The organism is Peribacillus sp. R9-11 (assembly GCF_031345095.1).
Classification (GTDB): Bacteria; Bacillota; Bacilli; order Bacillales; family DSM-1321; genus Peribacillus; species Peribacillus butanolivorans.
The window spans coordinates 144,977-157,687 of the sequence record NZ_CP133763.1; the positions used below are offsets into that span (position 1 = coordinate 144,977).

The 12,711-nt window shown below is 40.0% G+C and carries 19 protein-coding genes and 1 pseudogene; all 20 read left to right on the forward strand.

Features of this window, described 5'->3' with window-relative positions; genetic code table 11:
- The first annotated feature begins 18 nt into the window (after positions 1-18).
- The 20 genes and pseudogenes from rplF to rpsI all read left to right on the forward strand — a co-directional run bounded on the left by rplF (position 19) and on the right by rpsI (position 12,186).
- Complete coding sequence (gene rplF / locus RE409_RS00785) at positions 19-555, forward strand: 50S ribosomal protein L6 (protein WP_053349056.1); 537 nt, start codon at positions 19-21, stop codon at positions 553-555.
- A 32-nt stretch (positions 556-587) separates the two neighbouring features.
- Positions 588-950: a 50S ribosomal protein L18 gene (gene rplR / locus RE409_RS00790; RefSeq protein WP_053349055.1), complete on the forward strand. Its 363-nt coding sequence runs from the start codon at positions 588-590 to the stop codon at positions 948-950.
- Between the two features lie 23 nt (positions 951-973).
- On the forward strand, positions 974-1,474 hold the full coding sequence (rpsE, locus tag RE409_RS00795; protein WP_034304987.1) for a 30S ribosomal protein S5: 501 nt from the start codon (positions 974-976) through the stop codon (positions 1,472-1,474).
- 16 nt (positions 1,475-1,490) lie between these two features.
- Complete coding sequence (rpmD, locus tag RE409_RS00800; protein ID WP_053349054.1) at positions 1,491-1,673, forward strand: 50S ribosomal protein L30; 183 nt, start codon at positions 1,491-1,493, stop codon at positions 1,671-1,673.
- A gap of 32 nt (positions 1,674-1,705) precedes the next feature.
- Entirely contained in the window at positions 1,706-2,146 is a 441-nt protein-coding gene (gene rplO / locus RE409_RS00805) for a 50S ribosomal protein L15 (RefSeq protein WP_053349053.1), read from the forward strand.
- Positions 2,146-3,441, forward strand: a complete 1,296-nt coding sequence (gene secY, locus RE409_RS00810) for a preprotein translocase subunit SecY (RefSeq protein WP_053349052.1) — start codon at positions 2,146-2,148, stop codon at positions 3,439-3,441. Before rplO ends, secY begins: the two co-directional genes overlap by 1 nt.
- Positions 3,442-3,499: 58 nt before the next feature.
- Complete coding sequence (locus RE409_RS00815) at positions 3,500-4,153, forward strand: adenylate kinase (protein WP_309558370.1); 654 nt, start codon at positions 3,500-3,502, stop codon at positions 4,151-4,153.
- Positions 4,154-4,322: 169 nt separating this feature from the next.
- Positions 4,323-4,540, forward strand: a pseudogene (locus RE409_RS00820) (M24 family metallopeptidase); the annotation flags it as partial.
- Positions 4,541-4,717: 177 nt separating this feature from the next.
- Positions 4,718-4,936 carry a translation initiation factor IF-1 gene (gene infA, locus RE409_RS00825; RefSeq protein ID WP_028390440.1) on the forward strand — a complete coding sequence of 73 codons (219 nt, stop codon included), beginning with the start codon at positions 4,718-4,720 and terminating at the stop codon, positions 4,934-4,936.
- Between the two features lie 40 nt (positions 4,937-4,976).
- The gene (rpmJ, locus tag RE409_RS00830; RefSeq protein ID WP_003156543.1) at positions 4,977-5,090 is read left to right on the forward strand and encodes a 50S ribosomal protein L36; all 114 of its coding nucleotides are present in this window, start codon (positions 4,977-4,979) and stop codon (positions 5,088-5,090) included.
- A 22-nt stretch (positions 5,091-5,112) separates the two neighbouring features.
- Positions 5,113-5,478 (forward strand): 30S ribosomal protein S13, encoded by a 366-nt coding sequence (rpsM, locus tag RE409_RS00835; protein ID WP_053349050.1) that lies wholly within the window; start codon positions 5,113-5,115, stop codon positions 5,476-5,478.
- A gap of 22 nt (positions 5,479-5,500) precedes the next feature.
- A complete protein-coding gene (gene rpsK / locus RE409_RS00840; protein ID WP_028390438.1) occupies positions 5,501-5,890 on the forward strand; it encodes a 30S ribosomal protein S11 in 390 nt (129 codons plus the stop codon).
- Between the two features lie 176 nt (positions 5,891-6,066).
- Positions 6,067-7,011 (forward strand): DNA-directed RNA polymerase subunit alpha, encoded by a 945-nt coding sequence (locus RE409_RS00845; protein WP_053349049.1) that lies wholly within the window; start codon positions 6,067-6,069, stop codon positions 7,009-7,011.
- Positions 7,012-7,093: 82 nt separating this feature from the next.
- Entirely contained in the window at positions 7,094-7,456 is a 363-nt protein-coding gene (gene rplQ / locus RE409_RS00850) for a 50S ribosomal protein L17 (protein WP_056521835.1), read from the forward strand.
- A gap of 376 nt (positions 7,457-7,832) precedes the next feature.
- Positions 7,833-8,672, forward strand: a complete 840-nt coding sequence (locus RE409_RS00855) for an energy-coupling factor ABC transporter ATP-binding protein (RefSeq protein WP_056521838.1) — start codon at positions 7,833-7,835, stop codon at positions 8,670-8,672.
- Positions 8,648-9,514 carry an energy-coupling factor ABC transporter ATP-binding protein gene (locus RE409_RS00860; protein WP_056521841.1) on the forward strand — a complete coding sequence of 289 codons (867 nt, stop codon included), beginning with the start codon at positions 8,648-8,650 and terminating at the stop codon, positions 9,512-9,514. The genes RE409_RS00855 and RE409_RS00860 overlap by 25 nt, the downstream gene beginning before the upstream one ends.
- Positions 9,514-10,311 carry an energy-coupling factor transporter transmembrane component T family protein gene (locus tag RE409_RS00865; RefSeq protein WP_056521844.1) on the forward strand — a complete coding sequence of 266 codons (798 nt, stop codon included), beginning with the start codon at positions 9,514-9,516 and terminating at the stop codon, positions 10,309-10,311. The genes RE409_RS00860 and RE409_RS00865 overlap by 1 nt, the downstream gene beginning before the upstream one ends.
- Before the next feature lie 16 nt (positions 10,312-10,327).
- Positions 10,328-11,068 carry a tRNA pseudouridine(38-40) synthase TruA gene (gene truA / locus RE409_RS00870; RefSeq protein WP_201250180.1) on the forward strand — a complete coding sequence of 247 codons (741 nt, stop codon included), beginning with the start codon at positions 10,328-10,330 and terminating at the stop codon, positions 11,066-11,068.
- 267 nt (positions 11,069-11,335) lie between these two features.
- Positions 11,336-11,773, forward strand: coding sequence for a 50S ribosomal protein L13 (rplM, locus tag RE409_RS00875; RefSeq protein ID WP_034304960.1), 438 nt, complete (start codon positions 11,336-11,338; stop codon positions 11,771-11,773).
- 20 nt (positions 11,774-11,793) lie between these two features.
- Positions 11,794-12,186 carry a 30S ribosomal protein S9 gene (gene rpsI / locus RE409_RS00880; RefSeq protein WP_053349043.1) on the forward strand — a complete coding sequence of 131 codons (393 nt, stop codon included), beginning with the start codon at positions 11,794-11,796 and terminating at the stop codon, positions 12,184-12,186.
- The last annotated feature ends 525 nt before the right edge of the window (positions 12,187-12,711 follow it).

The window sequence follows — 12,711 nt, forward strand, 5'->3', positions numbered from 1 at the left end:
AGAATGGAGGTGCACAATATGTCTCGTATAGGTAAAAAACCTATTGAAATCCCTGCAGGTGTAACAGTTACTGTTAACGGAAGTGAAGTAACTGTAAAAGGACCTAAAGGTGAATTATCTAGATCATTTAGTCCTGATCTTACAATCGTTGTTGAAGAGAACGTGGTAACTGTTACACGCCCGTCTGACGAGAAGACTCACCGTTCTTTACACGGTACTACTCGCGCACTTATCTCTAACATGGTTGAAGGTGTATCAAAAGGATTTGTAAAATCACTTGAACTTATTGGGGTTGGGTACCGTGCGCAAAAGCAAGGTACTAAGCTTATCCTTAACGTAGGATATTCTCACCCTGTAGAAATAGAACCAGAAGCTGGTGTTGAAGTCGAAGTTCCTTCTAATACAAAAGTAATTATTAAAGGTGCTAGCAAAGAACGTGTAGGAGCTCTTGCAGCTAATATCCGTGATGTTCGCCCACCTGAACCGTATAAAGGTAAAGGTATTCGTTACGAAGGCGAATTCGTTCGTCGTAAAGAAGGTAAAACTGGTAAGTAATGCCGCATAAGTAAACGAAAGGAGTGACGTAAATGATTACGAAGCTTGATAAAAATGCTACTCGTCAGAAAAGACATGCACGTGTGCGTGCAAAGCTTTCTGGAACAGAAGCTCGTCCTCGTTTAAATGTGTTTCGTTCAAACAAACACATTTACGCACAATTAATTGACGATGCAAAAGGCGTAACATTAGCAAGTGCTTCAACTCTTGATAAAGAGATCGGTATCGAAGCTAGTAGCAATGCTGAAGCAGCTCAAAAAGTTGGCGAACTTATTGCGAAACGTGCTGTTGAAAAAGGTTTCAAAGCTGTGGTATTTGACCGCGGTGGTTACCTCTTCCATGGTCGTGTTAAAGCATTGGCTGACGCTGCTCGTGAAAACGGCTTAGAATTTTAATGGATAAGGAGGGACATAAACAGATGCGTAGCATTGATCCTAATAAATTAGAACTTGAAGAACGCGTAGTTACAGTTAATCGTGTAGCTAAAGTTGTTAAAGGCGGACGTCGTTTCCGTTTCACTGCACTAGTAGTTGTAGGTGATAAAAACGGTCATGTTGGATTTGGTACTGGTAAAGCTCAAGAAGTTCCGGATGCTATCCGTAAAGCTATTGAGGACGCTAAGAAAAATCTAATTACTGTACCAATGGTTGGAACTACAATTCCTCACCTTGTGAACGGACGCTATGGCGCAGGTCACATTCTATTGAAACCAGCTTCTGAAGGTACAGGAGTAATTGCTGGTGGTCCTGTTCGTGCGGTACTTGAATTAGGCGGAGTTAGCGATATCTTGTCTAAATCACTAGGTACTAACACACCTATTAATATGGTTCGCGCAACAATCGAAGGATTGAAGCAATTGAAACGTGCTGAAGACGTAGCTAAGTTACGTGGAAAATCAGTACAAGAACTGTTAGGATAAGGAGGGAAATCAAATTATGGCTAATAAATTAGAAATTACCCTCACTCGCAGCTTGATTGGTCGTCCTGAAGATCAACGTGTTACAGTTAACACTTTGGGTTTACGTAAAATGCATCAAACGGTTGTTCATGATGATAACCCTGCGATTCGCGGTATGATTACCAAAGTTGCTCATCTTGTTACTGTAAAAGAACAATAAAATAATTTTTAACTTAACAAGGAGGTGCCAACATGAAACTTCATGAGTTAAAAGCTGCAGAAGGTTCTCGTAAAGAACGTAAACGTAAAGGTCGCGGTATTGGATCTGGTAACGGTAAAACAGCAGGTAAAGGTCACAAAGGACAAAACGCTCGTTCCGGCGGCGGTGTACGCCTTGGATTTGAAGGGGGACAAACTCCTCTATTCAGACGTTTACCTAAACGTGGATTTACCAACATTAACCGTAAAGACTATGCTATCGTGAATCTTGATACGTTAAATCTTTTCGAAGACGGTACTGAAGTAACACCAGCTCTATTACTTGAGACTGGTATTGTAAGTAAAGAAAAAGCAGGAATCAAAATTCTTGCAAAAGGAAGCATTGAGAAAAAGCTTACTGTTAAAGCTCACAAATTCTCTTCTACTGCTAAAGAAGCTATCGAAGCTGCTGGCGGTAATACAGAGGTGATCTAATGTTTCGCACGATCTCCAATTTTATGCGCGTGGGTGAAATAAGGAATAAGATTATTTTTACCCTTCTAATGTTAATCGTCTATCGCATCGGTACATTTATTCCTGTGCCGCATGTGAATGCCGATTTTCTCGCTGCACAGGACCAGCTAAGCGTCATAGGTCTTTTAAATACCTTTGGCGGCGGGGCACTTCAAAACTTCTCTATTTTAGCGATGGGTATTATGCCGTATATCACGGCATCTATTATCGTTCAACTATTACAGATGGATGTTGTACCAAAGTTCACTGAATGGTCTAAACAAGGAGAAGCAGGGCGCCGAAAATTAGCTCAATTCACGCGGTACTTCACTATTATACTCGGATTTATCCAAGCTTTTGGTATGTCTTATGGGTTCAATAATATGTCAGGTGGCCAGTTGATTGAAAATCCTGGAATTGCAACATACTTGCTTATTGCGACTGTCTTAACGGCAGGAACAGCTTTTCTTTTGTGGTTAGGAGAGCTGATCACTGCTAAAGGTGTAGGTAATGGGATTTCTATCATAATCTTTGCTGGTATCGTGGCTAGTTTGCCAAATACGGCAAACCAGATCTACGCACAACAGTTCGAAAATGCTGGAGATCAATTATTTTTACGAATAATAACTATTGTCCTTATTGTTTTAGCAGTATTAGCAATCGTGGTTGCTGTTATTTTTATTCAGCAGGCATTGCGTAAAATTCCTATTCAGTATGCCAAGCGTGCTGCGGTAGGTCGTACACAAATGGGTGGTCAGTCTACACATTTACCATTGAAAGTAAATGCTGCGGGGGTTATTCCGGTAATCTTTGCAATGGCATTTCTTATCACCCCAACTACAATCGCTTCTTTTTTTGGAAAGAACAGTGTTACTAGTTGGATTACAGAACATCTTGTTTATACCAATCCAATTGGTATGATCATATATGTTGCTCTTATCATTGCTTTTGCGTATTTTTATGCATTCATTCAGGTTAATCCTGAACAAATGGCTGAGAATTTGAAAAAGCAAGGTGGCTATGTGCCAGGGATTCGTCCAGGTAAGAGTACACAAGAATATTTAACACGTGTTTTATACCGTCTAACGTTTGTTGGTTCTATATTCTTAGCAGTCATCGCCGTTTTACCGGTATTTTTCATAAAGCTTGCTGATCTTCCTCAATCTGCACAGATTGGTGGAACTAGTTTACTAATCGTTGTAGGGGTAGCCCTTGATACGATGAAACAGCTAGAGTCACAACTTGTGAAAAGACACTATAAAGGTTTTATAAAGTAATGAGTTTTGGGAACAACATGTTCCCTTTACCCATTATAGAGTTTGAGGGGGAAGAAAATTGAATCTAGTGTTAATGGGTCTGCCGGGTGCTGGTAAGGGCACTCAAGCCGAACAAATCGTAGAAAAATATAATATCCCTCATATTTCTACTGGAGATATGTTCCGAACAGCTATCAAAGATGGAACAGAATTAGGTCTAAAGGCAAAATCATTCATGGACAAAGGCGAATTGGTACCTGATGAAGTTACCATCGGCATTGTACGTGAGCGTTTAAGCAAGGCGGACTGCCTAAAAGGATTTTTGCTTGATGGATTCCCACGTACTGTGGCACAAGCAGAAGCACTTGAAAGCATCCTTACTGATTTAGATCGCAAAATAAATTTTGTCATTAATATCGATGTGGATAAAAGCATCTTAATGGAAAGATTGACAGGACGTCGTATTTGCAAATCATGTGGTGCGACATATCATCTTGTATTCAATCCTCCTGCTAAAGATGATGTATGCGACCGCTGTGGCGGAGAATTATATCAACGTGCTGACGATAATGAAGAAACGGTTCAAAATCGCTTAGATGTGAATTTGAAACAAACTAAGCCACTTCTTGATTTCTACGGAGAAAAAGGATACTTGGTAAACATTAACGGACAGCAAGATATTAATAAGGTATTTGAAAACATTGATGTGTTACTTGGTGCTTTGCAAAATTAATCATCGTATTGATTTATGAAATTCATACCATTTTTACAACTTACTAGTTAAACTTGGTGCATTCCTTTAATACAAAGGGTATAATGGATTTCGCTAGAGCATTCTCACATTTATTAATCAGGTTCTTGTACTTGGTATTCCCTGAATTGGGCGATTACTTTATAAGTAATCTTCATGGACATATCCGGTCGGCAAAATTGATGAAGAAATGCAGTGACTCTATTAGGATTCCTAAAGAGTCATGATATAGAGGGTTGAAAGAAGCTATGTCAGGCGTGCGCCTTTCAAACATCTCCCATGCTATTCAAACCTATGTCGAGACTAATTGCTTCTCTATTTTGAGAGTATGTCGGTCACGGAATCGGTCAAGACTTACATGAGGACCCATAAATTCCTCATTTCGGTCCAACTGATAAAGGTCCTCAGTTAAAGCCTGGTTCTACAAAATGGTGAATACTTGATGCAGAATTGTATGACTTTTGAGGATAATTGGACTGGAGTAATGTTGACGGAAAGATGTGTACCTTTAATAGGTTCACGCATAGAGAAGGGAGAATCACTTTAATGGCGAAAGATGATGTAATTGAAGTAGAAGGCACAGTACAAGAGACTTTGCCAAATGCAATGTTTAAGGTAGAATTAGAAAATGGTCATACTGTTTTAGCTCATGTATCCGGTAAAATTCGTATGCACTTTATTCGCATTTTGCCTGGAGATAAAGTTACGGTTGAGCTTTCCCCGTATGATCTAACTCGCGGCAGAATCACATACCGGTTTAAATAATCCGGTTACGCTCCGATCTGTATAAGGAGGTTAGATAGCAATGAAAGTCAGACCATCAGTCAAACCAATCTGCGAAAAGTGTAAAGTTATCCGCAGAAAAGGTAAAGTTATGGTTATTTGCGAAAACCCTAAACATAAACAAAAACAAGGCTAAATAGAAGGAGGTGCACTCAAGCATGGCACGTATTGCTGGAGTAGATATTCCCCGTGACAAACGTATTGTTATCTCATTAACATATATATATGGTATTGGAAAACAAACAGCGATTAAAGTTCTTGCAGAAGCTGGTGTTTCTGAAGAAACTCGCGTTCGTGACTTAACGGAAGACGAATTGAACAAAATTCGTGATATCATTGACAAGTTAAAAGTAGAAGGCGACCTTCGTCGTGAAATTTCCCTTAACATTAAACGTCTAATGGAAATCGGTTCTTACCGTGGTTTACGTCACCGTCGTGGACTTCCTGTTCGTGGACAAAATACAAAAAACAATGCTCGTACGCGTAAAGGACCTCGTCGTACTGTAGCTAACAAGAAAAAATAATTAGTAAAGGAGGTTACTTTTCATGGCACGTAAAACTAATACACGTAAACGTCGTGTGAAAAAGAATATAGAAACTGGTATTGCACATATTCGTTCAACATTCAATAACACAATCGTTACGATCACTGACTCTCATGGTAATGCTATTTCATGGTCAAGTGCTGGAGCTTTAGGATTCCGTGGATCTCGTAAATCTACGCCATTCGCTGCACAAATGGCTGCTGAAACAGCTGCTAAAACATCAATTGAACATGGTATGAAAACTCTTGAAGTTACAGTTAAAGGACCTGGTGCTGGACGTGAGGCTGCTATTCGTGCACTTCAAGCTGCTGGCCTAGAAGTAACTGCAATTAAAGATGTAACTCCAGTTCCACATAACGGATGCCGTCCACCAAAACGTCGCCGTGTTTAATTTTTCTGTATAGATTTTGTATTCCTGTCAATAATGGGATATAATACTAAGTTTGCGTTCTTACAGAAGATTAATTTTCAGTTGTTGCGCACAGCGGGAACGTATACATGGGGAATTTCGGTTTAAGTGACATGTTTACTTACCGGGGTTTTGACGTTTTGAAGGAGGGTTTATTGATGATCGAAATAGAAAAACCAAAAATCGAAACGGTTGAAATCAACGACGATACCAAATTCGGTAAATTCGTCGTAGAGCCACTAGAGCGTGGGTATGGTACTACATTGGGTAACTCCTTACGTCGTATCCTTTTATCCTCACTCCCAGGTGCTGCTGTCACAGCTATACAAATTGATGGAGTGCTACATGAGTTCTCAACAATTGAAGGCGTCGTAGAGGATGTTACATCTATCATTCTTAATGTGAAAAAACTAGCTCTAAAGATTTACTCTGATGAAGAGAAGACGCTAGAAATTGACGTTCAAGGTGACGGAGTCATTACGGCTGCTGATATCACTCATGATAGTGATGTAGAAATTCTTAATCCGGATTTATATATTGCTACAATCGGTAAAAACGGTCATATGCGTATGCGTTTATCTGCACGTCGCGGCCGCGGCTACACTCCTGCTGTTCAAAACAAGAGAGAAGATCAGCCAATTGGTGTAATTCCAATCGATGCTCTTTACACTCCAGTTTCACGAGTATCTTTCCAAGTTGAAAATACACGTGTTGGACAGTTGTCTAACTTTGACAAGTTAACGTTCGATGTTTGGACTGATGGCAGTACGGGTCCGCAAGAAGCGGTAGCACTTGGAGCTAAGATTTTAACAGAGCATTTAAATATCTTTGTTGGGTTAACTGACGAAGCTCAAAATGCTGAAATCATGGTTGAAAAAGAAGAGGATCAAAAAGAAAAAGTTCTTGAGATGACGATCGAAGAATTAGACCTTTCTGTTCGTTCTTATAACTGCTTGAAGCGTGCTGGAATCAATACCGTTCAAGAGCTTGCTCACAAAACGGAAGAAGATATGATGAAAGTTCGTAATCTAGGCCGTAAATCACTTGAAGAAGTGAAAGCGAAACTAGAAGAATTAGGCTTAGGTCTTCGTAAAGACGACTGATAACATGGCGGAATCATCCATTATGTTGTGAGCCTTGTAATAGACACACAATATAGAACTTCAACAAAGGAGGGAATCTCTAATGGGTTACAGAAAGTTAGGACGCACTAGCGCACAACGTAAAGCATTACTTCGTGATTTAGCTACGGATCTTATTATCCATGAGCGCATTGAAACTACTGAAGCACGTGCAAAAGAATTACGTTCTGTAGTAGATAAAATGATCACTCTTGGTAAACGTGGTGACTTGCATGCACGCCGTCAAGCTGCAGCATTCATCCGTAACGAAATCGCTGACGCTGAGAATGGTACAGATGCCCTTCAAAAGCTATTCAGTGACGTTGCTCCACGTTATGAAGAACGTCAAGGCGGATACACTCGTATCATGAAAGTTGGTCCACGCCGCGGTGACGGTGCACCAGTCGTGGTTATTGAATTAGTTTAATAACAACGATGAAAAAGGGCGGGACAAATGAATATACTCACTTGTTCTTTGCCCTTTTTCTTTTTTTTATAGAAATTCTGTTTTTTTAGAAATTCGCATTGAGTGTTACGATGGCTGGCGGAACCTGTTCTACAGGGAGCCTTCACGTCTAGCTCAAGCATCCCTTCCCGCTTTTTATAAGCGATTATAAGATAACCTGTTTTTCGTAACAGGCCCGCTGTAAGCTGCTCTTAATTTACCGAAAATTCTTTCGGTGGAAGGGGTGCAGCGTTTTTTTATATTTTCAGAAGAATAAATACTGATATTTCATTGTTTATTTATGTTAATTCAGCAGAGTTAAGATAAGATGAGTGCAGTCGAGGATGAGGAGGGCCACATGGGGAAGAAGCTGGTTTCTTTAGAGAATATTATTTTTAGATATGAGGGTCAGTCTCGAAACGCCTTAGATGATGTTTCTTTTGATATTTATCAAGGGGAGTGGCTTGCGATCGTTGGCCATAATGGTTCCGGCAAGTCGACATTAGCGAAGTTATTGAATGGTCTTCAGTTCGCCCACTCAGGTACGATTATGATTAATGATCAAATATTGACGGAAGAAACCGTTTGGGATGTACGCCAGAAAATTGGCATGGTTTTTCAAAATCCAGATAATCAATTTGTAGGCACTACAGTTCAGGATGATGTGGCTTTTGGTTTAGAAAACGCCGGTGTTTCTCAGCAGGTTATGGTGGAGCGTGTTCATGGTGCGCTGAATAAGGTTAAAATGAATGCCTTTCTTAATCAAGAGCCGCACCATCTATCCGGCGGTCAAAAGCAACGAGTGGCCATAGCAGGTGTCATTGCCTTACAGCCAGATATCATCATCTTAGATGAAGCAACCTCTATGCTTGACCCAAGAGGCCGTGAAGAAGTGCTTGAAACTGTGAGAGAATTAAAACAGGAAAATGAGATTACAGTTATATCGATTACCCATGATCTTGAGGAAGCTGCGAAAGCTGATCGTATGATAGTCATGAATCAAGGTCAGTTATATCGCGAAGGGCCTCCTCAAGATATTTTTGAATTAGAGGAAGAATTAATAGCTCTTGGTCTAGATATTCCCTTTTCGGTAAAACTAACTAAAGAGTTGCAAAAAAATGGTGTTCGTGTTGTGAATGGGCATTTGACAGAGGAAGAGTTGGTGAAGGATTTATGCGAATTACACTCGATGATGTAGAATACCGCTATCAGGTCAATACTCCCTTTGAACATCTAGCCCTTCATGATGTTAATATTTCAATGGAATCGGGAACCTATACTGCAATAATAGGCCATACAGGCTCCGGTAAATCAACGTTACTGCAGCATTTAAATGCTCTTTTAAAACCGACTAAGGGGCGAGTCTTCATTGGAGACCGGACGATAGAAGCCGGAAAAAAAGAAAAGTTATTACGGCCGATTAGACAAAAGGTCGGTATTGTTTTTCAGTTTCCGGAACACCAGCTATTTGATGAAACCGTTGAAAAGGATATATGTTTCGGGCCAATGAATTTTGGGGTTTCTGAAGTAGAAGCTAAGAAATTAGCAAGGAAAGCCATTGTACAAGTTGGACTAAGTGAGGATATTCTGGTAAAATCTCCATTCGACTTATCCGGTGGTCAAATGCGACGGGTAGCCATAGCAGGTGTACTGGCTATGGAACCGGAAGTATTGGTACTAGATGAGCCTACAGCCGGACTTGATCCACGAGGACGGAAAGAAATTATGGATATGTTTTATGATTTGCATAAAGTTCGCGGCATTTCAACGATTCTGGTGACTCATAGCATGGAGGATGCAGCTAAGTATGCGGATGACATTGTTATCATGCACCAGGGTACGGTGTTCAAAAAAGGAACTCCTCAGGAGATTTTTTCCCAGCCTGAGCAGTTGCTAGAGCTTGGTCTGGATGTACCTGATACGGTCCGTTTTCAACTCAAGCTTCAGAAGGAACTAGGTGTTCGTTTTGATCACCCTTGTCTTAATATCGGGGATTTAGCGATAGAAATCGATAAAGCGATGAAACGGGGGAACCGCTAATGCTGGATAAAATGATTATCGGGCGTTATGTCCCTTCTGACTCTGTGATGCATAAAATGGACCCGAGGGCTAAGCTACTCTTGGTATTCCTGTTTGTCTGTGTCGTTTTTTTGGCGAATAATGTCGTTTCATACTCTTTGCTTGCTGTATTTACTGTAATGTTGATTAGTCTTTCTAAGATTCCGCTTCGCTATCTTTATAATGGATTAAAACCTATCTTTTTCTTAATCGTCTTTACATTCTTACTGCATATCTTGTTTACGAAAGAAGGAGAAGTCCTTTTTAAATATGGCTGGTTTGAAATTTACGAAGGTGGCTTGATTCAAGGGTTATTTATATCCTTAAGGTTTACCTTACTAATTCTGGTTACGTCTCTATTAACGTTGACGACAACCCCGATATCCATTACTGATGGAATGGAGGAGTTGTTGGGGCCCTTAAAAAAATGGAAGATGCCGGTTCATGAACTAGCATTGATGATGTCCATTGCCCTTCGATTCATTCCAACGCTAATGGAAGAAACCGAAAAAATCATGAAGGCACAAACAGCAAGGGGAGTTGACTTTTCATCAGGTCCAATAAAGGATAGGGTTAAATCGATAGTACCGCTGCTTGTCCCATTATTTGTGAGCTCGTTCAAACGGGCAGAAGAATTGGCAACAGCCATGGAATCCAGAGGATACCGTGGTGGGGAAGGCCGTACAAAATACCGTCAATTAAGTTGGAAGACTAGTGACAGCCTGTTGATGGTCTCTCTAGGTGCTCTTGCGGTCATGTTATTTTTATTACGTTCATAATAAGGAAGAGTACTATATGCCAAAATATAAATGTGTGATTGCTTATGATGGCACAGATTTCGCTGGTTATCAGGTGCAACCTGAGAAACGAACGATACAAAGTGAATTTGAGGAAGTCCTAGCCAAAATGCATAAGGGTGAAATTGTAAAAGTGACAGCTTCAGGCCGGACAGATTCAGGGGTTCATGCAAAGGGTCAGGTCATTCATTTTGAATCACCCCTTACATTTCCTACTGAAAATTGGGTAAAGGCGTTCAGCGCCCTTCTTCCAAGCGATATCGTCGTTTTGGAAGTCGATATTGTGTCTGCAGATTTTCATGCAAGGTTCCATACGACTGGCAAGGAGTACCGATATATTATTGCCCGTTCAAAACTGCAGGATCCGTTTCAACGCAATTACGCCTATCATTATCCTTATTCATTAGATGAAAAGGCAATGAGGGAAGCAGTTTCCTATTTAATAGGGACCCATGACTTTACAAGTTTTTGTTCGGCAAAAACAGAAGTGGTCGATAAAGTCCGAACTATTCAAGAAATGGATTTTAATGAGACTGATGGATTTATGGTTTTTCGCTTTGTTGGAGAAGGCTTTCTGTATAATATGGTGCGTATCTTAGTTGGGACGCTTCTAGAAGTCGGGAGCGGCAAAATAGCACCTCAAGATATAATTGGGATATTGGACAAGAAAGACCGCAGTTTTGCTGGGAAAACAGCACCAGGTCATGGACTGTATTTATGGAAAGTATTTTACAAATAAAAATATTTTAAGTGTGATACCAGTTTTTTTACAAGTGACAAAATGGTTAAGATCAATAGTAAAGCGGGTTGAGGCGATACTGATCTTTTCGCTGAGTTGTAGAAAGTGTTTTATAGACAACTTATCCTAGTGTAACATTCCCTTGACAATGAAACTGGGAGAAGTTAATATAATATGGTATGTATTTTAATCCCACGATAAGCCCCGGAAGTTTATTGTGATTGAAAATAAATATAAAAAATTAAAAAGTTTTTTAGGAGGTTAACCATGCGTACGACATTTATGGCGAAAGCTAATGAAGTAGAACGTAAATGGTATGTGATTGACGCTGAAGGCAAAACTTTGGGTCGCCTTTCTACTGAAGTAGCATCCATCTTACGTGGTAAACATAAACCAACTTTTACACCAAACATTGACACTGGTGATCATGTAATTTTGATCAATGTTGAAAAAATCCATTTGACTGGTAAAAAATTGACTGACAAAATTTATTACCGTCACACTATGCATCCAGGCGGTCTTAAAACTAGAACTGCTCTTGAAATGCGTACAAACTACCCTGAGAGAATGCTTGAACTTGCTATCAAAGGTATGCTTCCAAAGAATTCTCTTGGTCGTCAAATCTATAAAAAATTACACGTATACGCTGGAGCTGAGCACCCACACGCTGCTCAACAACCAGAAGTATACGAATTACGCGGATAATTACTAAGGAGGTTACTATCTTGGCACAAGTTCAATATTATGGTACTGGTCGCCGTAAGAGCTCAGTAGCTCGTGTACGTTTAGTACCAGGCGAAGGTCGCATCGTTATTAACGGTCGTGACATTAATGAATATATTCCTTTCGCAGCATTACGTGAAGTTGTTAACCAACCACTAGTTGCAACAGAAACTACTGGAAATTACGACGTTCTTGTAAACGTTAGCGGTGGTGGATACACTGGTCAAGCTGGAGCAATCCGTCACGGTATCGCTCGTGCATTGCTTCAAGTTGATCCAGAATTCCGTCCAGCTCTTAAATCTGCTGGTTTACTAACTCGTGACCCACGTATGAAAGAACGTAAAAAATACGGTCTTAAAGGCGCACGTCGTGCACCTCAGTTCTCAAAACGTTAATTCTATTACCGTTTCAAAGGCTCTCAACCATTTTGGTTGGGGGTCTTTTTTTTGTATAAAATTTTTTGCCCACACGTATTTCATCACTATCATAGCTCAATGTACCTTTGGGGCTCTCCTGTCTGCTCTATTAAGTAGTCTGTAAGGTGTTTATAGGAGTTCATTGTAATTTGAATATCCAGATGACCTAACCGCTCTTGAGCCTCTTTTATACCTGCACCAGCTTCAAATAAAAGGGAAGCATGTATAGTAATGGGGTAAAGTTCTTTATGCTTTTCAAAAATTACAGATACTTATCATAAAAGTAAGCCAAGCATTGAAATTTTGACTTTAAAATGATATCTCCCCCACTACTCTAAATTTGGGTGCATTGATCTACTCGGCTCTTTTTGTCTTTCTAAAGGTCTTAAACTAAAAAAAATTTGCACTTTCATAAAATATGGATAAATTTTAGATTATATGGAAAAAGCTTATCACTTTCTCTGTGGTGATTGACTATTGATTTGCTGAAACATATCGTTAATG

Coding starts and splice junctions, on each gene's coding strand:
- rpmJ (WP_003156543.1), top strand. CDS start 4,977: ATGAAAGTCAGACCATCAGTCAAACCAATCTGCGAAAAGTGTAAAGTT.
- rpsK (WP_028390438.1), top strand. CDS start 5,501: ATGGCACGTAAAACTAATACACGTAAACGTCGTGTGAAAAAGAATATA.
- rpsE (WP_034304987.1), top strand. CDS start 974: ATGCGTAGCATTGATCCTAATAAATTAGAACTTGAAGAACGCGTAGTT.
- RE409_RS00855 (WP_056521838.1), top strand. CDS start 7,833: ATGGGGAAGAAGCTGGTTTCTTTAGAGAATATTATTTTTAGATATGAG.
- rplQ (WP_056521835.1), top strand. CDS start 7,094: ATGGGTTACAGAAAGTTAGGACGCACTAGCGCACAACGTAAAGCATTA.
- rplR (WP_053349055.1), top strand. CDS start 588: ATGATTACGAAGCTTGATAAAAATGCTACTCGTCAGAAAAGACATGCA.
- infA (WP_028390440.1), top strand. CDS start 4,718: ATGGCGAAAGATGATGTAATTGAAGTAGAAGGCACAGTACAAGAGACT.
- RE409_RS00865 (WP_056521844.1), top strand. CDS start 9,514: ATGCTGGATAAAATGATTATCGGGCGTTATGTCCCTTCTGACTCTGTG.
- rplF (WP_053349056.1), top strand. CDS start 19: ATGTCTCGTATAGGTAAAAAACCTATTGAAATCCCTGCAGGTGTAACA.
- rpmD (WP_053349054.1), top strand. CDS start 1,491: ATGGCTAATAAATTAGAAATTACCCTCACTCGCAGCTTGATTGGTCGT.
- rplO (WP_053349053.1), top strand. CDS start 1,706: ATGAAACTTCATGAGTTAAAAGCTGCAGAAGGTTCTCGTAAAGAACGT.
- RE409_RS00860 (WP_056521841.1), top strand. CDS start 8,648: ATGCGAATTACACTCGATGATGTAGAATACCGCTATCAGGTCAATACT.
- truA (WP_201250180.1), top strand. CDS start 10,328: ATGCCAAAATATAAATGTGTGATTGCTTATGATGGCACAGATTTCGCT.
- rplM (WP_034304960.1), top strand. CDS start 11,336: ATGCGTACGACATTTATGGCGAAAGCTAATGAAGTAGAACGTAAATGG.
- RE409_RS00845 (WP_053349049.1), top strand. CDS start 6,067: ATGATCGAAATAGAAAAACCAAAAATCGAAACGGTTGAAATCAACGAC.
- secY (WP_053349052.1), top strand. CDS start 2,146: ATGTTTCGCACGATCTCCAATTTTATGCGCGTGGGTGAAATAAGGAAT.
- rpsM (WP_053349050.1), top strand. CDS start 5,113: ATGGCACGTATTGCTGGAGTAGATATTCCCCGTGACAAACGTATTGTT.